Consider the following 17702-nt stretch of genomic DNA (forward strand, 5'->3'; position numbering starts at 1 on the left):
CCTGCCGGTCGGTGGCTGCGGATCCCAGAAGCCTGCGCTCCCTAGGCGTAAACCTTTCCGAGGAAACCGGCCCAGGCCGTAGCGGTAGCTTCGGAGTCACCGCTGCCGCTGAAGTCGTGGACGGTCATGCCCACCGGGGCGCCGAATGCATTGCGGCCAAAGAACCGGTACATGGCATCCGCCGTCCGCAGCCCCAGGAAGTGCTCGTTGGAGAAGTCCACTTCGCCGGAAAGCCGGCCCACGCCGTCGACGTCGAGCTCCGCAGCGGAACCCTGCGCCGCACCGTCCACACCCAGTGCTTTCTTCAGCCGAGTGAACCCGTCGGTACTTTGCGAGGCCGCCGGGCCCTGGATATCGGTGAACACCACCGGCTTGCCGTCGAAGTGCTGCAGGTACTGGCCCAGGGTGTGGAGGTAGAACTCGGTGTGGCGGGTGGCGCCGTCGTACTGTTCATCCCAGTTGTCCGTCAGGATGCCGCTGTGGACATAGTGGAGCCGGGCGCGTCCGCCGTCGAGCGGTTCCAGAACGTGTTCCAGCTGGTTGAACCAGCCATCGGGGCCGTCCATCCGGGAGACGAGGTGGGTGGGGTACTCCTGCACGGTCTTGACGTCCGGCCACTGGTCCGTGGGGAACATCCACGCCGGCGTCCCCTGAGTGACGGCTTCCCAGACCCGCTCGGGAGTGCCCGGCAGTTCGGTGTCGTAAACGATCTCGAATTCACGCTTGTCAGTCATTGTCCTGTTCCTTCGCTGTAAGGGGGTTGATGGGGTTTTTGAGAACGGGATGAAGGGCGACGACGAGCCGGTGCTTCCGGCCTCCCCACGCCGGGGTGCCGCCGGACGAGGTGGCATCCGGGCCGGCGGCGCTGCCGGCGGGGGTGCCGCCGGCGGTGCCGCCGCCGTGATATTTGTCCACGAGCCGGGCCACGGCGACGCCGAGTTCCTCGGCAAAAGCAGCCCGGTCCGCCGCAGTCCGGAAGATAATCTCGCCGTCGATCGCGAAAGTGGCGAGCTTCTGCCGTGCCGCAGCCGCCCCGGCAATCAGCTTGCCCACTTCCTGGACCATCCGGCCGGCGAGCGCCAGCAGCCAGAAGGCCGAGAAGCGATCCGAGAACCGGTGCGGATCAGGCGCCACAGAGGCCAGCGCCACGGGGGAAATCAGGTACGAGGCCGCCGTCGCCTGGAGCACACGCTCGGTCACGTTCCCCTTGCGCCGCTCCTCCACCAGCTCCACCAGCCCATGCCGCTCAAGGGCCTTGAGGTGGTAGTTGACCTTCTGCCGCGGCAGGCCCACCTTGGCCGCAAGCTGCGTGGCCGACCCGGGCTGGGCGAGCTCCTGGAGGATGCGTGTCCGGATCGGGTCCAGCGACGCCTCCGCCGCGGCCGGATCCTCGATCACTTCGATGTCCAACATGCTTCCATCTTCGCAACCGACAACTTTTATTGTCAAGAACTTTTTTTCCGTCGGTTGGCCGTTTCGACGGTTCCCTGCCACGTCGCTGGTCCCGGACGTCGAGTACGCAGGGAACCGTCGAAACGGGCGGGACGCAGGGAGCAGTGGGCCGCAAAGTAGAATGGACCGGTGATGCAATCCCCCCTTCCCGTGCGCGACGGCGTGAACGCCACCCGCCTGCGCCTGCCGGACGAGGGGCCGTGGACCACTGCCATGGACTACATGATGCACCGCTGGGGGCATATCGATCCGCAGGGCATCGAGGACAGATTCGACGCCGGCGAGATCGTCGGTGAGGGCGGCGCTCCATTGGACCGGGCCACCAGGCTTGAGGACCACACCTTCATCTGGTACTACCGCACCCTCCCGCCCGAGACACGGATTCCCGTGGAGCTGGACATCCTGCATCAGGACGAGCACCTGCTGGTGGTGGACAAGCCGCATTTCCTGCCCACTACCCCTGGCGGCACCTATATCCAGGAGTCGGCACTGGTGCGGCTTCGGAACCAGCTGAATCTCCCGGACCTGATCCCCATGCACCGCCTGGACCGCATGACCGCCGGCGTACTGCTGCTGTCCACGAATCCCGAAACCCGTGGCAAATACCAGGTGTTGTTCGAGAAGCGCCAGGTGCAGAAGGAATACGAGTGCGTCTCCGCCGCAGAGCCAGCGCCCGGCTACCCGGAGACCGGGTTTCCCGTGGTGGTGCGGAACCGGATGACCAAGTCCCGGAGCTACCTGCTGGCCGAAGTCATCGAGGGCGAGCCGAACGCGGAGACCCGGATCGAACGGCTGGAAACGTTCGACGGCGGCACTCAGCAAGGTGCCGCGGGCACCAGCGCCGCTTCACTCCACGGCACAGGCCTCGTCCGCCTCGCCCGGTACCGCCTCGAACCGCACTCCGGGAAGACGCACCAGCTGAGGGTGCACATGGCATCGCTGGGGCTGGGAATCGTGAACGACGCGTTCTACCCGGACCTGCTGGACAAGGCGCCGGACGACTACTCCAAACCATTGCAACTCCTGGCCCGGGGTATCCGGTTCGTGGATCCCATCAGCAGGGAGCCCGTGGAATACCGCAGCCGGCGCGAGCTCAGCGAGGCTGCTCCAATCACGGCTACTCAAACACGGCCCTGAAGACTTCTTCCATCTCCGGGCCGAACAGCACGAACTCCACCACCTCGAGCGCGCTGGAGGGGTGCGAGGCACCAAAGCCCGTGACGGCGTCGTACGCTGCTTCCGCAACCTGGCGCCCGCTCCAGCCGTAAACTCCACCGCCTACTGCGGGGAAAGCGAGCGATCCTGCCACCAGCGAGTCCGCCAGCCGCAGGCTTTCGCTGAAGCATGACACCAGCAGCGCCGGGTTGGTCTGCCCCGCACGCCGGTTGGGCCCAACGGTGTGGATCACCCAGCGTGCAGCCAGCTGGAAACCTGGCGTGGCGACCGCGGCTCCCGGTGCCAGCCCGTGGCGCAGTGCACTGTCGCGGAGTCCGCGGCAGGCAGCCAAAAGCTCTGGTCCGGCGGCGCGGTGGATGGCACCGTCCACTCCCCCGCCGCCGAGCAGAGTGGAGTTGGCCGCATTCACGATCGCGTCCACGGTGCGGGTGGTGATGTCGCCCTGCAGGATGGTGATCCACATGCGGCCAGTTTCCCACTTACGGGGAGCGGCTCAAAGGCCCTGCAGCCGCCCCTCCGGTTAGCCGGACCGGACCGCACACCGCGTAGTTCCTGGTAGCACCGATGGCTTGACTTGATGCGTCCAGGTGCCACGATTGTTATCAGCCCTCCGCATCGAGCGAGGAAGCATTATGGACACACTCAGCGAGATCCCCGGGGACCGGACGGCCGCCAGGTTCGCGTACGCCTCGGCAGGTGTGGGCGTGGTCGGCGTGGCCACCCTCGGTGCCATGTACGCCATCGAAGTGCCAAAGCAGGGACCCTACATCTTTGGCACCATCAATGACGTCACGGGAGGCATCTTCCACCTGATCAGCATCCCCGTGATAGTCCAGGTACACCGCCGCCTTCGCCGCACGCCCGGGTCCGACGCTGCCATCTGGCTGGTGATCGCCGCAAGTGCGGCAGGATCCGCCAGCTCGTTCCTCCTGGTCTTCAAGAAGCTGGATTTCACTGTGTCCACCGGAATCAGCATCGGTGCGATGGCTGTCCAGGCAGGCTGGTTCCTGCTAGCCCACCGCGCGCTCTTGAAGTCAGGAGAATATCCCCGCGACCTGGCGAAGCTCGGACAGGCGATAGGAGGCGCAGTGGTGGCTGCGTTGCCCATTGCCGGCCTTGCCGCCGTCGAAAAGGCTCCGGCGTGGATCAGGTGGGGCGTTGGCGGAGCAGGCATAGCTGCCGGGGCCGCGGCCTGGGTTGCCTGGCCGTACTGGTACCTGCAGGCGGCGCGGCACCTCAGCCACCGCGGGTGACCCGCCGCGGACCTGTGACGGTGGCGCCACCGGAAAGTGCGGTACTTTGTGGCCATGGACTTTGGCAACGCCGACAGCTGGGGGGCGGCGATCTACTTTTGGATCATCCCCATCGTCCTCGGCGACGCCATCTTCCCGCCTATCCCCTCCGAAATGGTGGTGATCACCGGCGGGGCACTCTCGGCTGACGGCCGCGCCAACGTTTTCCTGGTCGCAGCGCTGTCGGCACTGGCTTCCTGGATCGGCGATATCGTGGTGTTCCAACTGTTCAAGCGCCGGCTCAGCCATGTCCTGGACCGCTGGCGGTGGGGCCACAGGATTCATGTGGGGATGCATGAGGCCATCGCCAAGGCCGGCCGCTCCTCCACCTACGGAACCATCATCGGGGCCCGCTTCATCCCCGGCGGTCGGCTGGCAACCTCGGCCGCAGCCGGCATCGCGGACGTATCGGCACGCGGTTTCAGCCTCTGCGCCGGACTGGGCGCCGTGCTCTGGGCGAGCTGGCTGGTGGGCCTGGGCTACTTCACGGGATCGGCTACCAAGCTGCCTTTCTGGGCAAGTTCGCTGATCGGAGTGGCGCTCGGCCTGGTGATCGGCATCGTGGTGGGAATCATTGTCACCCGCCGGCGCGGTACCCGCTCGCCGGTGGACGAGCCCCTACCCGAAGATTAAGCCGGCTCGCGTTTGAGGCGGCGGGGATCAGATCGGAGCCCAGCGGCCGCGGTTCCGGCGGAGCACCATCAGTGAGCCGGTCAGGGCAACGCGTTCGACGGCGTCGCGCATCATGGCTGCCGACTCGCGCGCCTGCTGGTTCTCACCGCTGTATTCGGTGGGCTCCACGAGGAACCGGAGGTTCAGTTGGGGGACGCCGCCGGCAAGCTCCAGTTGGTTGGACTCCACGTGATGGCGGGTCTCCAGCGCCTCAACTGCCGCGGCCATCACAGCCTCGGGCGGGTTGCCAGGCTTCAGTCCGGTGATTTTCAGGCGGGTCTGGAACGAAGGCATGCCGCCAACCCTATCCCGGCAGGTTTCCCGTCCCAACATTCCCGACGCTCTCTCACTTAATGCAGGAAAAACCCAAACGCTCTCTCACTTTCTTGAGGAAAGTGAGAGAGCATCGGCGGAAAACCTGCATTAAGTGAGAGAGCGTCCCGGGGAAACCGGCGGGTAGTGCCAGAGCGTCTTAGCCGGTGTTGCGGAGGCCGGCCGCCACACCGTTGACCGTGATGAGCATGGCGCGCTGGAGGCGTTCGTCGATCTCGGCGCCGCTGATGCTGCCGGTTTGAGCTGCGTTGTCCGCACGCACACGGCGGAGCAGTTCCACCTGCAGGTAGCTGATGGGATCCAGGTACTGATCGCGGATCTCCAGCGAGCGCTTCAGGGTGGGCTGGGCGTCGAGGAGGACGTTCTCGCCCGTCAGGTTCTGGACCTCGGTCACCGTGAGTTCGTACTCTTCACGGATAGCCCGGAAAATGTGGTGCAGCTCCTCGGGGACAAGGGTGGACACGTAGTATCCCGCGATGTCCATGTCAGTCTTGGCCAGCGTCATTTCCACGTTGGACAGGACAGACTTGAAGAAGTGCCAGCCCTCCATCATCTCCACCAGCTGGGCGGAGTTCCGGGCCTCGCGGGCCGCCTTCAGGCCGGAGCCCACGCCGAACCAGCCGGGGACGATCTGCCGGGACTGGGTCCAGCCGAACACCCACGGGATGGCGCGCAGGCCGCCGAGGCCGGCCCCGGAGTCCGGACGTTTGGACGGGCGGGAGCCAATGTTCAGCGAGCCCAGCTGCTCCACCGGCGTTGAGGCCAGGAAGTACGCGGGCAGGTCAGGATGGTCAATGAGCTTCCGGTACCTTTCGAAGGCGCCGTCGGAGATGATCTCCATGACGTGCCCATACCGTTCGCGCTGGTCGTCAGACGTCCGCGGGTCCCGGTGGAGAGCCGAACCCTGGAGCACGGCAGCGAGTGACAGCTCGAGGTTTTCCCTGGCCAGTTCGGGAAGCGAGTACTTGTCCGAGATGACCTCGCCCTGTTCGGTGAACTTGATTTCGCCTTCGAGGACGCCGTTGGGCTGGGCCATGATGGCGTCGTAGGTGGGCCCGCCGCCGCGGCCCACGGAACCGCCGCGGCCGTGGAACAACCTGACGCGGACGCCGTGTTTGGCCGCAACGTCGCGCAGGTTCCGCTGGGTCTTGTGGATCTCCCACTGGCTGGTGATAACCCCCGATTCCTTGTTGGAATCCGAGTAGCCCAGCATGATTTCCTGGACGTCGCCACGCAGTCTGACAAGGTCGCGGTACGCCGGAACGGACAGCAGCTGGTCCACGATCTCGGCAGAGGCCCGGAGCTCCTCCACCGTCTCCAGCAGCGGTGCGAACCCGATCTTGGCATACGGGGCGGCGCCGAACAGGTTGACGAGGCCGGCCTCGCGGGCCAGGACCGCAGCGGCCAGGACGTCGTCCGCGCCGCGGGTCATGGAGATGATGTACGTCTCGATGACATCCGGACCGTAGGTGCGCAGGGCGCGGCGGATCTCGCGGAAGACGTCGTACGTTCCGTCAGCGACGCCGTCGAGCTTAATCGGGTGGCCGGACAGCGGCCGGCGCGAGGCAAGCTCGGACCCCAGCACGTCGAAGCGCTCGTGGCGGCTCAGTTCGGCGTACCGGAGGCCCGGTCCGCCGAGCCGGTCCATCAGCTGGCCGACGGCGTCATGGTGGTGGTCGGCGTGTTCGCGGATGTCCAGGGTGGCCAGGTGCAGGCCGAAGGACGCCACCGCACGCCGGACCCGGGCAAGGGCGCCGTCGGCAGCAAGGGACGCTGAATGGTTGCGGAGTGAGAGTTCCAGCAGTTCGAGATCGGCCAGCAGCTCATCGGTGGCGCTGTAGTCGCGGCCGTGCTCATGGGTGGAATCCGCGGCAATGCGCTTGCCGGTGTTGATCAGCTTGGCCTTGATGCAGGTGAGCTTGAGCCGGTAGGGCTCCTGGGCGTTGAGCTCGAGGACGCGCCGGTCCAGGCCCGGGAGTTTCTTCAGGTCGACGTCGATGGAGTCCAGCAGGTTCTGGTCAGCTCCGGCCAGCGCGGTGGAGTTGGACAGGATGGAGATCAGGCCGTCCATCATGCCGATGCTGATGCGGATGGCGTGCTGGCTCTGGATCTGGAGGATTTCCCTGGTGACCGCAGCGGTGACGTTGGGGTTGCCGTCGCGGTCGCCGCCGATCCATGACCCGAACCGGATGGGGGCGTTCTGGGAAGCCAGGCTCACGCCATGTTCATCGAGCAGCTCGGATAGTTCCGTCAGCATCTCGGGCATGGCGTCAGTGAGGATCCCGCCAAGGTAGTAGATGGCGTTGCGGGCCTCGTCCACGGGCGTGGGACGCACCTGGCGGAGTTCGTCGGTCTGCCACATCTGGTCGATGACCTCGGCAAGCTGCCGGTCCTGACGCCGGCGGGCGGTGGTGCCTTCCTTGGTGGGCTGGGCCAGAACGTCCGAAAGCTTCCGGATCTTGTCCAGCACCGAACGCCGGGAGGCCTCGGTGGGATGGGCAGTGAAAATGGGCCGGACATCCAGCCCGTTAACCACTTCCTGGAGAACCCCGGGCCCGGCCTGGGCGGCGATTTCGGAGACGGCCTTGGCAAGCCAGCCGTCCTTCTCCTGCCGGGTCCGCAGCCCACGGACGCGGTGGACCTGCTCGGCGGCATTCGCCAAGTGGAAGTAGAACGCGAACGCCCGCACAAGGTCGGTGGCCTGCTCGATGGGCAGGGAGCCGAGCAGTTCGCGGACCTGTTCGACGACGTCGTGCGCACTCCACGGGCCGGTGGCGTCGGCGCCGCCACGGGCGGCCTCCTTGGATTCCTTGGTCAGCAGGCGCACCTGCTCCACGAGGTCCAGAAGCTCCGGACCGTGCTGGCGCACCAGGGATTCGCCCAGCAGCGTGGAAACGCGGCGGACATCGGCCCTGAGTTCGGAGGCGAGATCGGTAGCGGAATTCATTGCAGTGTTAGCCATGGAAACTGTCTTTCGAGGGTTCGGACTTGGCTCGTACACTGCGCTGGATACTGTGAGCCACGTTACTGGCTTTCGATGCTACCCGCACCTCGCCCCCGGGCGGAATCCGTCTCAGATGGTGACGCCGATCCTTAGCGTGCCACCTTGAAATTAAAGTCGCCGGTCCCCAGCGCGCCCCAGAGCCGCACCCAGAGGGGCAAGATCATCTCGGCGCCGCGGGCAGTGGTGATGTCACCGAGATCCAGCACATCTGTGTGGCCGAGGGCCTTCAGGATCCCGGTCACCTCCGCCTTGGCCCCGGCATCATTGCCCGAGACGAAAACCGTGTGGTCCCCGCCGGCAACGTGCATGGGGTCAACCATCACGCTGTTCGTCATGGTATTCAGCGTCTTGACCACCCTGGCTTCCGGGAAGGCCCGCTGGATCTGTTCGCCCAGGCTGTCGTCATTCACCGGATTCAAGGATGGCGGGAAGCCCTGGGAGAAATCGAGCGGGTTGGCGATGTCCATCAGGATTTTTCCGGCAAGGTTTTCGGCCCCGGCAGCACTGAGGGCTTCGAGGGATGCAGCTCCATTGGTGGCGTTCACCACCAGGTCACTGGCTGCCGCTGCATCAACGAGGGTGGCCACGCCGATCTCCTGGTGGGACGCATGCCATTCGGAAAAAGCCGGCCCGCCGGTCGCGCCAGGCTCGGTGCGCGCCAGGGTGGCTTGGGGATCCCGTGTTCCGATCACCACGTCGTGGCCAAGCTCCGATAATGCAGCCGCGATGGCCGGTCCGACACTTCCGGTTCCGAGTACGGCAATCTTCATGGTGATCCTCATTCCAAAGCGAAAGGGGTAGACAGGTTCGTCTATGATTTGGCCATGACGCTATCAGACAGGTCTGTCTACGGCAACGCCTAGGCTATAGACAGACTTGTCTGTGTACCATGGAGCCATGAAGTCGTCCGCCACGCCGGCACCAGCGGCGCCCCGCACGCCTGCCGGGCAGGCCAGGGAAAAAATCCTCGCCACTGCCTTCCGGCTGTTCTACGCTCAGGGGCTACGGGCCGCCGGCATCGATACGATCATCGCCGAGTCCGGGGTGGCCAAGGCCACGTTCTACAAGTACTTTCCGGCCAAGGATGACCTGATCCTTGCCTATCTGGAGAAGGTCGACGGCGTGTGGACAGGCCAGCTCCACGCCGCGGCGGAGGCCGCCGGTCCCGCTCCTGCCGACCAGCTCGTCGGGCTGTTCGATGCCCTGGCCAGCGCCTGCCGCCGCGACGGCTACCGGGGCTGCGCCTTTATCAACGCCGCGGCCGAGTCCCCCAGCGGAACGCGCGTCCACGAAAGGACCGTGGCGCACAAGAGGAAGATCACTGCCTGGATCCGGGACCTGGCCGCCCAGGCGGGTGCCCCTGAGCCGGACCACCTGGCGCGCAGCCTGACCCTGGTGCTCGACGGCGGCCTGGCCAGCGGCGTGCTCGATGCCGACCCGGCAGCGGCCCTCGCCGCACGTGAGACGGCCTCGCAGCTGGTGTCCGCAAGCCTGGGGAGGAACCCGTGAACGCTCGGCAATCCGCCCCCGAGGCGCAGCTGAAACGCTGGGAGCGCTTCCGCACCAACCGGAACGCCGCCCTTGCAACTCCCCACGGCTGGCTCACCCTCACCTCCTTCCAGTGGCTCGGGACGCAGCCCGCCGGCGTCGAACCCGCCCCCGGTCTCTGGTCAACAGACGGCACGACGGCGGCGCTCACCGCCGTGGCGGAGGACGGCCTGACGCTCGTGGAAACCGGCGAAGCAGTTGACGGAACCATCACGGCCACCCTCGCCGACGAGGAGTCTCTGATGTGGGTCCAGTTCGGCGGTGCGGACGGCAAGCAGGTGGTGGTGGAACTTGCCATGCGTGCGGACCGGTACGCCATCCGCACCCGGGACTCCGCCTCACCGGTGTTCACCGAATTCGACGGCGCGCCCACGTTCGAGTACAACCCGGACCTGGTGATCGAGGCTGGCTACCAGCCGTACCCCGAGCCGGTGGCCATCCCCATCGGCACCGCCAATCCGCTGGTGGACGGCGTGCACTACTCGGTGGGTGAGGTGGTTTTCAGGCTGCCGGGCAAGGACCACGAATTCCGTCTGCAGGCCGAGGAGGAAAAACTCGGCGCCCTGACCATTACGTTCCACGACGAAACCAACGGGGAATCCACCGACGAGTGGCGGAAGGTCTCCACCGCCCGGCCACGCGTTGATGCGCTGGGAAACCGGACCGTCATCCTGGATTTCAACCGCGCCATCAATTATCCCAGCGCCTTCACCCCGTACGGCACCTGCCCCATGCCGGTGAAGAACAACAGCCTGGACTACCGGATCGAAGCCGGCGAGAAAGAGCCCGCACTTTTCTAAGGCCCTGTTCCAGACGCCGTCCTAGACGATGGCTGAGACCCCTGTGACCGCCCGGCCCACAATGAGGGTGTTGATTTCGAACGACCCCTCATAGGTGTAGATGGCCTCGGCATCGGAGAAGATCTTGGCCATCCGGTAATCGGTCACAATGCCGTTGCCGCCCAGGATTGACCTGCCCAGCGCCACGGTCTCCCGCATCCGGGCACTCGTGTAGGACTTCGCCAGCGCAACCTGCGCCATGTCCGCCGCCCCGGCGTCCTGCAGCTGGGCGATCCGCACCATCATCCCCATGCCCGCGACCGCGTTGCCCAGCATCGTGACCAGCTGCTGCTGGATGAGCTGGAACTTCGCCAGCGGCCGCCCGAACTGGTGGCGTTCGACGGCGTACTGCCGGGCCACGTCGAACGCCGCCAGCTGTTGCCCCACGGCCTGCCAGGCCACCATGATCCGGGACCCGCGCAGGAGCTGGTTGGTGTCCTCGAAGCTACTTATCCCGGCAAACCGGTCTGCTTCCGGTACGCGGACATCCTCGAAGACGATGTCCGCGTTCTGTACCGTCCGCAAAGCAATCTTGTTTTCGATCCGGCTCCGTGTCACGCCCGGCAGGGAAGCGTCAACGATGAACCCACGGACAGCGCCGCGGCCGGCGGCGCCGCCTACGGTCTCCTCCCGGGCCCACACAAGCAGGTGGTCGCAGAACGTCCCGTTCCCTATCCAGCGCTTGGCACCGTTCAGCACCCACGTGTCGCCGTCGTCGTCGGGCTCCCCTGTCGCTGAGGAAATCCGGCGTGCCCGGGTCTCCATCCCGCCGGCCACATCGGAGCCGTGGCCCGGTTCGGTGAGCGCAAACGCGCCGGTGATGCGCAGGCTTGAGGCGTCCGCCAGCAGCCGCTCCTTCTGGTCCGCGGAGCCGAAGCCGTAGAGCGACTCAACAAACAGATCGTGGTGGACCAGGAAGAACGTTGCGATCGAGGTGTCCACGCGGGTCATCTCGGCGATGACAAGTCCGGCGAACAGGTTGCTGTAGCCGCGCTGCGCCGGCGTACTCAGCTCAAGGGCCGCGAGCTTTGGGAGGATATGCGTCGGAAACTCAGCATTGTTCCACCAGTCGGCGGCGTACGGTGCGATCTCGGTGGCAAGGAAGCCGCGCAGCTCGGCCAGTTTGGCCTGTTCCTTCGGGCTGAGCATCGATTCGAACGCGAAAAAGTCGGCCGTGGGCAGGTCCTCGAGCCGCGGCGGCGTCGCTGCAGCAGCCGGAGCCACGTTCACTTCGGGCCCATGCGGATGGCGCCGTCGAGCCTGATGGTTTCCCCGTTGAGCATGGCGTTCTCCACAATGTGGGCCACCAGCTTGGCGTACTCGGCGGGCCTGCCGAGGCGGGACGGGTGCGGAACCTGCTGACCCAAGGATTCCTGGGCCTCCTGCGGAAGGGTGGCCATCATGGGTGTCTCGAAAATGCCCGGGGCGATGGTGACCACGCGGACCAGCGAGCGTGCGAGCTCACGGGCGAGCGGCAGCGTCATGGCGGCAACGGCACCCTTGGACGCAGCGTAGGCGGGCTGGCCGATCTGGCCGTCGAACGCCGCAACCGACGCCGTATTGATGATGACCCCGCGCTCCGGACCACCCAGTTCGGTGCTGACCGGTTCCGTGGAGACCATGGCCGCAGCCGCCAGGCGCAACACGTTGAACGTGCCGATGAGGTTTACCTGGATGACGCGGTTGAAGGTGTCCAGCGGCAGCACGCCCTCGCGCCCCAGCACCTTGCCGGGGGTGGCAATACCGGCGCAGTTCACCACAATCCGCAAGGGCCCCAGCGCCACCGCGGCATCGACGGCGGCCTGCACCTGCGACTCATCGGTGACGTCAGCCGGAACAAAGACGGCAGTCCGGCCGGTTGTGCCGCCGCCAGAGGAGCCGGTCCTGTTCAGCTCCGCCGCGAAATCCGCACCGGCCGACGACGGCAGGTCGATCAGCACAACCGACGCGCCGGCGTCGAACAATCGCCTGGCCGTGGCGGCACCCAGACCGGATGCCCCGCCCGTAATCAGAGCGACAGTACCCAAGACGTCCATACATCCTCCTTGATGCGGCCACCGGAGCTGCCAGCGCGACCATTAGTTAGTGAATGTTAACTGAAATACCGGCGGCCTGCACCCGCTAGGCTGGAAACCATGACCTCGCCGGACCCCAGTACCGCCCCGTCCAGCCTGCAGCCGATCGACTGGCAGGACAGGGCAAATGTGGCTGCCCGCTCCGTCACGGCACTGTTTGGCCGCCGCCTGCTTCTGCTGCCCGGCACCCATTTGGGAGCCGTGCAATGGCCGTCGAAACAGCTGCAGAACCTCCTGCAGCCGTGGCATTACTGGTGGCAGGCGCACTACGTGGACTGCCTGGTGGACGCCGGGCGCCGTGAACTGGGCAACGGTGCAACCCCGGCGGCGCGCTTCAACGGTCCGGACCGTCCGAGCGCCGGCAAGCTCGCTTCCCGGCTGGTCACCGGCATCCGGCTGCGCAACGCCTTCACCTTCGTGAACAGCTACTACGACGACATGGCATGGCTGGCGCTGGCCACGCACCGGCTGGAGAAACTGGCGGAGGAAACCCGCAAGCCCGGGCGCCGCCGCAACGCCAGGGTCCGCGAAAAACTGACGCTGCAATTCGATTCCGCCTCCACCGATGACCTCGGCGGCGGGACCTTCTGGAGCAAGAAACGGGATTTCAAAAACACCCCAGCCACGGCCCCTGTAGCGCTGTACTACGCCCGCACCGGCCAGCAGGCAAAGGCCCAGCGGCTGGTGGACTGGCTCAACGCCGTACTCTTTGACCAGGCACAGGGGCTATACCTCGACGGCGCCCGGCTCAATGCGGCCGGGGAAGTGGTGGTGGAAGGCACCATCTACACCTACAACCAAGGGCCTGTACTCGGAGCGCTGCTGAAACTTGGCGGCGAAGCAAACCTGGCCCGGGCCGCAGACGTCATCGGTGCCGTGGCCCGGCACCTGACAGTGGCCACCCCTGCCCCCACCCAGGTTCCCGTCACTGCGCCCGGCATGGCGTCCCCCGCCGCGCCCGCGCGGGTCCTGCGGTGCGATGGAACGGGCGACGGCGGACTCTTCACCGGGATCCTCTGCCGCTACCTGGCACTCGCCGCCCTCGATGACCGGCTTCCCGCGTCCGCCCGGTCCACCGCCGCGGAACTCGTACTGGCCACGGCCGAAGCGTTCTGGGCCGGCCGGCGGCCGGAACACGACACCCCGGGCCAGGGCAACGTGATCTTCTCCATCCACGCCACGCAACCGGCCGTGGCGACCTATCCCCCGGGGGCCGCCGTCGAACTTTCCACCCAGTTACAGGCGTGGATGGTCCTGGAAGCCGCCACGACTCTTCAGCCACAAGGCGCCAGGTAATTAAGTCACGCAACAGTTACGTAATTGATGTGATCCTGATCACTTCTGGTGGATCGGGCTTGGTACCTTAGGTATGGCTAACCTACAGTTCTCGAGTGAGCCAGCCCCCTTCCCGGCTTACCCGGACCATCGGTCCACAACACTTTTCCCCAGAAAGTAGCCTCAATGAAGATCCGCAACAGCGCCCTGGCCGGTATCGCACTCGCCGCCACCGCAGCCCTGGGACTGACCGCCTGTGGCGGCAGCACTTCCCCGGCAGCCACCACCGCACCCTCCGCCTCGGGCGACGCGAAAGTCTCCGGTGAGATCACGGTGTACAACGCCCAGCACGAAAGCCTGACCAAGGAATGGATCGACGCCTTCACGGCTGAGACCGGTGTCAAGGTGACCATGCGCCAGGGTTCGGACACGGAGCTGTCCAACCAGATTGTCCAGGAGGGCGCAGCATCCCCGGCTGATGTCTTCCTCACCGAAAACTCGCCCGCCATGGCGCAGATCGAGAACGCCGGCCTTTTCGCCGATGTCGACGCAGCCACCGTGGAGCAGGTTCCGGAAGAGTACCGTCCCAGCACCAACAAGTGGACCGGCATCGCCGCACGCTCCACTGTCCTGGTGTACGACAAAGCCAAGCTGACCGAAGACCAGCTGCCCAAGTCGATGCTGGACCTCGCCAACCCTGAGTGGAAGGGCAAGTGGGCCGCATCCCCGTCGGGTGCTGACTTCCAGGCCATCGTTGCCGCCCTGGTCGAGCTCAAGGGCGAGGCCGCAGCCGACGAGTGGCTCACGGGCATGAAGGAAAACTTCAAGGCCTACAAGGGCAACAGCACGGCCATGAAGGCAGTCAACGCCGGTGAAGTCGACGCCGCCCTGATCTACCACTACTACTACTACGGTGACCAGGCCAAGACCGGCGAGAACTCCAAGAACGTCACCCCGTACTACTTCAAGAACCAGGACCCGGGCGCGTTTGTGTCCGTTTCCGGCGGCGGCGTGCTGAAAACCGCAAAGAACGCGGCAGCTGCCCAGGCCTTCCTGAAGTTCGTCACCGGCAAGAAGGGCCAGGAAGTGCTGCAGAAGGGCACCTCCTTCGAGTACGCCATCGCCTCTGACGTACCGGCGAACGAGAAGCTTGTCCCGCTGGCTGATCTCCAGGCCCCCACTGTGGACCCGGCGAAGCTGAACTCCACCAAGGTCACCGAGCTCATGACCAAGGCAGGACTGCTGTAATTCTGTGACCACTGATCTATCGGCTCCCCCTTCCACGGGGAGCACGACGACGGCGGGCCGGGGCAAAAGCCCCCGCCCGCCTTTCGGCGTTTCCGTCGTGTCCGTCCTGGCGGTGCTGATCGCACTGTTTTCCCTCGTTCCGCTGGGCTACGTCGTCTACATGACGGCAGTGACCGGGTGGGACACCGCCATCGGACTGATCTTCCGGCCGCGCGTCGGGGAGCTCCTGCTTAACACCGTGCTGCTGATGCTGGTGACTGTGCCGCTGTGCCTTGCCCTGGGTGTCGGCGGTGCCTGGCTGGTGGAACGCACCAAGCTGCGCGGCCACAAGATCTGGGCCGTGCTGCTGGCGGCGCCGCTGGCCATCCCCGCGTTTGTGAACAGCTATGCCTGGGTTTCGGCCATTCCGTCGCTGGAGGGGCTCGGCTCCGGCGTCCTGGTCGCCAGCCTCTCCTACTTCCCGCTCGTGTACATTCCGGCGGCCGCAACGCTCAGCCGCCTGGACCCTGCGATCGAACAGTCCGCCGCCGCGCTGGGGCTCGGCGCCTGGCGGGTCTTTTTTCGGGTGGTCCTGCCGCAGCTGCGCATCGCCATGACCGGCGGCGCGCTCCTGGTGGGCCTTCACCTGCTCGCCGAATACGGCGCCTTTGCCATGATCCGCTTTGACACCTTCACCACCGCGATCATGGTCCAGTACCAGTCCACCTTCAACGGCACCGCCGGAAACATGCTGGCGAGCGTCCTGGTGTTCTTCTGCCTGATCCTGCTGGTAGTGGAGTCCCGCGGCCGCGGAACGGCACGCTACGCCCGGGTAGGCTCCGGTGCCCAGGCCAAGGCACTGCGGCTGCCGCTGCACGCCTACCAGGCTCCCGCCCAACTGGCGCTGCTTGCGCTGACGGCTCTGGCGTTCGGGCTCCCGCTGTTCTTCGTCCTCCGCTGGACCGCCGCCGGCGGCCCGGCCATCTGGGCGGCGGACGAGTTTCTGCCGGCCCTCCTGACCACGCTGGGCTACGGCCTGGCCGGCGCAGCGGTGACCACTGTCGTCGCGTTCCCCATGGCCTACCTGGCCGTCCGGCACCCCGGCTGGTTCAGCAAGTCTTTGGAGCTTTCGAACTACGTCACCAGTTCCCTGCCCGGGATCGTGGTGGGCCTCGCATTCGTGACGGTCAGCATCCGGCTGGTGCCCGGCGTCTACCAGAGCGCGGGCCTGCTCGTGGCCGCCTACGTCCTGCTGTTCCTGCCGAGGGCGCTGGTCAACCTCCGCGCTGGCCTGGCCCAGGCCCCCAAGGAACTGGACGAGGCCGCCCAGGCCCTGGGCAAAGCGCCGCTGCTCTCGTTCATCCGGGTGACCTTGCGGCTCACGGCTCCGGCCGCCGCCGGCGGAGCCGCCCTGGTGTTCCTCGCGATCGCCAACGAGCTCACCGCCACCTTGCTCCTCTCCCCCAACGGGACCCGGACGCTCGCCACCGAATTCTGGTCCAAGAGCAGCGAGATCGATTACGCCGGAGCGGCACCGTACGCCCTGCTGATGATCCTGCTCTCGGCCCCCATGACCTACCTGCTCTTCCAGCAGTCCAAGAAAGCGGCCGGACAGTGACCGAACAATCCCCCTCCAGGCTTCCCGAACCCCGGATCGCGGCATCGGTGGCACCAAGCACCAACAGCCACCTGACCATCACCGATGTCACCAAGAACTTCGGCTCCCAGGCCGTCCTCAAAGGCGTCAACCTGTCCGTGGCCAAGGGCAGCACCACCGCCATCGTGGGACCATCCGGCTCCGGCAAAACCACCCTCCTGCGGCTGATCGCCGGCTTCGAACACCCGGCCACAGGCAGCATTTCGCTCAACGGCGCCAAGGTCGCAGGCGACGGCGTCTGGCTGCCCGCCCACAAACGCCACATCGGGTACGTGGCCCAGGACGGCGCCCTGTTCCCGCACCTGAGCGTGGGCCAGAACATCGCGTTCGGCCTGGATGCGCGCAAACTTCCCGGCGGCCGCAGCGCCGTGCAGGCGCGGATCAGCGAACTCCTGGCGATGGTTTCCCTGGAGGAGGGCATGAGCCGGCGGCGGCCGCACCAACTCTCCGGCGGGCAGCAGCAGCGTGTGGCGCTGGCCCGCGCGCTGGCCCGCGAACCCGAACTGATGCTGCTGGATGAGCCGTTCTCAGCCCTGGACGCAGGCCTCCGCGTGGCCACCAGGCGAGCCGTGGCCAAGGTCCTGGCCCAGGCCGGCGTCACCACCATCCTGGTCACCCACGACCAGGCCGAAGCGCTGTCCTTCGCCGACCAGGTGGCGGTGATGCGTGGCGGCAAGCTGGCCCAGATCGGCAACCCGTTTGTGGTCTACACCAAGCCCGCAGACCGTGAAACCGCCGAATTCCTGGGCGATGCCGTCATCCTGGATGCCTGGATGGAAGGCACGCTGGCCACCTGCTCCCTGGGCGGCATCCCCGTCCGCCGCCCGCCGGCCCAGGGCCTGGTGCAGCTCATGCTTCGGCCCGAGCAGATCCGCATCGCCGAGGACGGCCCCATCCGCGGCGTGGTGGTGGACACCGACTACTTCGGCCCGGAAACCACGGTGCGGCTGAAACTCGCGGTGCCCCCTGAGCTGGCCAGCGGCGCCGATCACCGATACCCCGGCGGCGGCGAAATCATCACCATCCGGCACTGGAACGCGTCGATCGCGAGGCCGGGAATGGAACTGTGCCTCCGGGTGGTGGGCGAAGGCGTGGCATTTCCCTTCGATCCCGCCGTTGCCTGACCTTGTCCCTACGGTGACTTAGTCCGTC

Annotated in this window: 17 protein-coding genes; 9 read left to right on the forward strand and 8 right to left on the reverse strand. The window is 66.3% G+C overall.

The features are described from left to right. Positions 1 to 41 precede the first annotated feature (41 nt). Positions 42 to 734 carry an SRPBCC family protein gene (locus AC1MCA_RS07035; protein WP_479802220.1) on the reverse strand — a complete coding sequence of 231 codons (693 nt, stop codon included), beginning with the start codon at positions 732 to 734 and terminating at the stop codon, positions 42 to 44. Further along, on the reverse strand, positions 727 to 1413 hold the full coding sequence (locus AC1MCA_RS07040) for a helix-turn-helix domain-containing protein (protein WP_479802222.1): 687 nt from the start codon (positions 1411 to 1413) through the stop codon (positions 727 to 729). Before AC1MCA_RS07040 ends, AC1MCA_RS07035 begins: the two co-directional genes overlap by 8 nt. Positions 1414 to 1584: 171 nt before the next feature. Between AC1MCA_RS07040 and AC1MCA_RS07045 the strand changes: the two genes are divergently transcribed. Continuing rightward, positions 1585 to 2589 carry an RluA family pseudouridine synthase gene (locus AC1MCA_RS07045; RefSeq protein ID WP_479803311.1) on the forward strand — a complete coding sequence of 335 codons (1005 nt, stop codon included), beginning with the start codon at positions 1585 to 1587 and terminating at the stop codon, positions 2587 to 2589. Here AC1MCA_RS07045 and AC1MCA_RS07050 read toward each other — a convergent pair. Beyond that, entirely contained in the window at positions 2570 to 3091 is a 522-nt protein-coding gene (locus AC1MCA_RS07050; RefSeq protein ID WP_479802223.1) for an O-acetyl-ADP-ribose deacetylase, read from the reverse strand. The two genes, AC1MCA_RS07045 and AC1MCA_RS07050, sit on opposite strands and share 20 nt — an antisense overlap. A 169-nt stretch (positions 3092 to 3260) precedes the next feature. Here AC1MCA_RS07050 and AC1MCA_RS07055 point away from each other — a divergent pair, with 169 nt between their 5' ends. Further along, positions 3261 to 3881 (forward strand): hypothetical protein, encoded by a 621-nt coding sequence (locus AC1MCA_RS07055; protein WP_479802225.1) that lies wholly within the window; start codon positions 3261 to 3263, stop codon positions 3879 to 3881. 54 nt (positions 3882 to 3935) lie between these two features. Continuing rightward, positions 3936 to 4553: a DedA family protein gene (locus tag AC1MCA_RS07060; protein WP_108600618.1), complete on the forward strand. Its 618-nt coding sequence runs from the start codon at positions 3936 to 3938 to the stop codon at positions 4551 to 4553. A gap of 27 nt (positions 4554 to 4580) precedes the next feature. Here AC1MCA_RS07060 and AC1MCA_RS07065 read toward each other — a convergent pair whose 3' ends face one another. The 3 genes from AC1MCA_RS07065 to AC1MCA_RS07075 form a co-directional block, all read right to left on the reverse strand. Continuing rightward, the gene (locus AC1MCA_RS07065; protein ID WP_479802227.1) at positions 4581 to 4886 is read right to left on the reverse strand and encodes a hypothetical protein; all 306 of its coding nucleotides are present in this window, start codon (positions 4884 to 4886) and stop codon (positions 4581 to 4583) included. 178 nt (positions 4887 to 5064) lie between these two features. Further along, positions 5065 to 7887, reverse strand: coding sequence for a phosphoenolpyruvate carboxylase (gene ppc / locus AC1MCA_RS07070; protein ID WP_479802229.1), 2823 nt, complete (start codon positions 7885 to 7887; stop codon positions 5065 to 5067). A gap of 131 nt (positions 7888 to 8018) precedes the next feature. Then, on the reverse strand, positions 8019 to 8699 hold the full coding sequence (locus tag AC1MCA_RS07075) for an NADPH-dependent F420 reductase (RefSeq protein ID WP_479802231.1): 681 nt from the start codon (positions 8697 to 8699) through the stop codon (positions 8019 to 8021). A gap of 127 nt (positions 8700 to 8826) precedes the next feature. Here AC1MCA_RS07075 and AC1MCA_RS07080 point away from each other — a divergent pair, with 127 nt between their 5' ends. Both AC1MCA_RS07080 and AC1MCA_RS07085 read left to right on the forward strand, forming a co-directional pair. After that, positions 8827 to 9438 (forward strand): TetR/AcrR family transcriptional regulator, encoded by a 612-nt coding sequence (locus tag AC1MCA_RS07080; RefSeq protein ID WP_479802232.1) that lies wholly within the window; start codon positions 8827 to 8829, stop codon positions 9436 to 9438. Then, positions 9435 to 10277 carry a DUF1684 domain-containing protein gene (locus tag AC1MCA_RS07085; RefSeq protein WP_479802234.1) on the forward strand — a complete coding sequence of 281 codons (843 nt, stop codon included), beginning with the start codon at positions 9435 to 9437 and terminating at the stop codon, positions 10275 to 10277. The genes AC1MCA_RS07080 and AC1MCA_RS07085 overlap by 4 nt, the downstream gene beginning before the upstream one ends. A gap of 21 nt (positions 10278 to 10298) precedes the next feature. On the opposite strand, the gene AC1MCA_RS07090 is transcribed toward AC1MCA_RS07085, so the two are convergent. Together AC1MCA_RS07090 and AC1MCA_RS07095 are read right to left on the reverse strand one after the other, a co-directional pair. Further along, positions 10299 to 11465: an acyl-CoA dehydrogenase family protein gene (locus tag AC1MCA_RS07090; RefSeq protein WP_479803313.1), complete on the reverse strand. Its 1167-nt coding sequence runs from the start codon at positions 11463 to 11465 to the stop codon at positions 10299 to 10301. Positions 11466 to 11542: 77 nt separating this feature from the next. Then, positions 11543 to 12352: an SDR family NAD(P)-dependent oxidoreductase gene (locus AC1MCA_RS07095; RefSeq protein WP_479802236.1), complete on the reverse strand. Its 810-nt coding sequence runs from the start codon at positions 12350 to 12352 to the stop codon at positions 11543 to 11545. Positions 12353 to 12451: 99 nt separating this feature from the next. Between AC1MCA_RS07095 and AC1MCA_RS07100 the strand changes: the two genes are divergently transcribed. The 4 genes from AC1MCA_RS07100 to AC1MCA_RS07115 all read left to right on the forward strand — a co-directional run bounded on the left by AC1MCA_RS07100 (position 12452) and on the right by AC1MCA_RS07115 (position 17674). Beyond that, complete coding sequence (locus AC1MCA_RS07100; RefSeq protein ID WP_479802238.1) at positions 12452 to 13687, forward strand: glycoside hydrolase family 76 protein; 1236 nt, start codon at positions 12452 to 12454, stop codon at positions 13685 to 13687. A 165-nt stretch (positions 13688 to 13852) separates the two neighbouring features. Continuing rightward, positions 13853 to 14914, forward strand: coding sequence for an iron ABC transporter substrate-binding protein (locus tag AC1MCA_RS07105; protein WP_479802240.1), 1062 nt, complete (start codon positions 13853 to 13855; stop codon positions 14912 to 14914). Positions 14915 to 14918: 4 nt separating this feature from the next. Continuing rightward, on the forward strand, positions 14919 to 16511 hold the full coding sequence (locus AC1MCA_RS07110) for an ABC transporter permease (protein WP_479802243.1): 1593 nt from the start codon (positions 14919 to 14921) through the stop codon (positions 16509 to 16511). After that, the gene (locus AC1MCA_RS07115; protein WP_479802245.1) at positions 16508 to 17674 is read left to right on the forward strand and encodes an ABC transporter ATP-binding protein; all 1167 of its coding nucleotides are present in this window, start codon (positions 16508 to 16510) and stop codon (positions 17672 to 17674) included. Before AC1MCA_RS07110 ends, AC1MCA_RS07115 begins: the two co-directional genes overlap by 4 nt. The last annotated feature ends 28 nt before the right edge of the window (positions 17675 to 17702 follow it).

It is taken from the genome of Arthrobacter sp. BK1, from assembly GCF_056680055.1.

What these genes read in the sequence shown, in the direction of transcription:
- AC1MCA_RS07105 (WP_479802240.1), top strand. Translation starts at nt 13,853, where the DNA reads ATGAAGATCCGCAACAGCGCCCTGGCCGGTATCGCACTCGCCGCCACC.
- AC1MCA_RS07055 (WP_479802225.1), top strand. Translation starts at nt 3,261, where the DNA reads ATGGACACACTCAGCGAGATCCCCGGGGACCGGACGGCCGCCAGGTTC.
- AC1MCA_RS07100 (WP_479802238.1), top strand. Translation starts at nt 12,452, where the DNA reads ATGACCTCGCCGGACCCCAGTACCGCCCCGTCCAGCCTGCAGCCGATC.
- AC1MCA_RS07095 (WP_479802236.1), bottom strand. Translation starts at nt 12,352, where the DNA reads ATGGACGTCTTGGGTACTGTCGCTCTGATTACGGGCGGGGCATCCGGT.
- AC1MCA_RS07060 (WP_108600618.1), top strand. Translation starts at nt 3,936, where the DNA reads ATGGACTTTGGCAACGCCGACAGCTGGGGGGCGGCGATCTACTTTTGG.
- AC1MCA_RS07075 (WP_479802231.1), bottom strand. Translation starts at nt 8,699, where the DNA reads ATGAAGATTGCCGTACTCGGAACCGGAAGTGTCGGACCGGCCATCGCG.
- AC1MCA_RS07080 (WP_479802232.1), top strand. Translation starts at nt 8,827, where the DNA reads ATGAAGTCGTCCGCCACGCCGGCACCAGCGGCGCCCCGCACGCCTGCC.
- ppc (WP_479802229.1), bottom strand. Translation starts at nt 7,887, where the DNA reads ATGGCTAACACTGCAATGAATTCCGCTACCGATCTCGCCTCCGAACTC.
- AC1MCA_RS07090 (WP_479803313.1), bottom strand. Translation starts at nt 11,465, where the DNA reads ATGCTCAGCCCGAAGGAACAGGCCAAACTGGCCGAGCTGCGCGGCTTC.
- AC1MCA_RS07050 (WP_479802223.1), bottom strand. Translation starts at nt 3,091, where the DNA reads ATGTGGATCACCATCCTGCAGGGCGACATCACCACCCGCACCGTGGAC.
- AC1MCA_RS07045 (WP_479803311.1), top strand. Translation starts at nt 1,585, where the DNA reads ATGCAATCCCCCCTTCCCGTGCGCGACGGCGTGAACGCCACCCGCCTG.
- AC1MCA_RS07065 (WP_479802227.1), bottom strand. Translation starts at nt 4,886, where the DNA reads ATGCCTTCGTTCCAGACCCGCCTGAAAATCACCGGACTGAAGCCTGGC.
- AC1MCA_RS07040 (WP_479802222.1), bottom strand. Translation starts at nt 1,413, where the DNA reads ATGTTGGACATCGAAGTGATCGAGGATCCGGCCGCGGCGGAGGCGTCG.
- AC1MCA_RS07035 (WP_479802220.1), bottom strand. Translation starts at nt 734, where the DNA reads ATGACTGACAAGCGTGAATTCGAGATCGTTTACGACACCGAACTGCCG.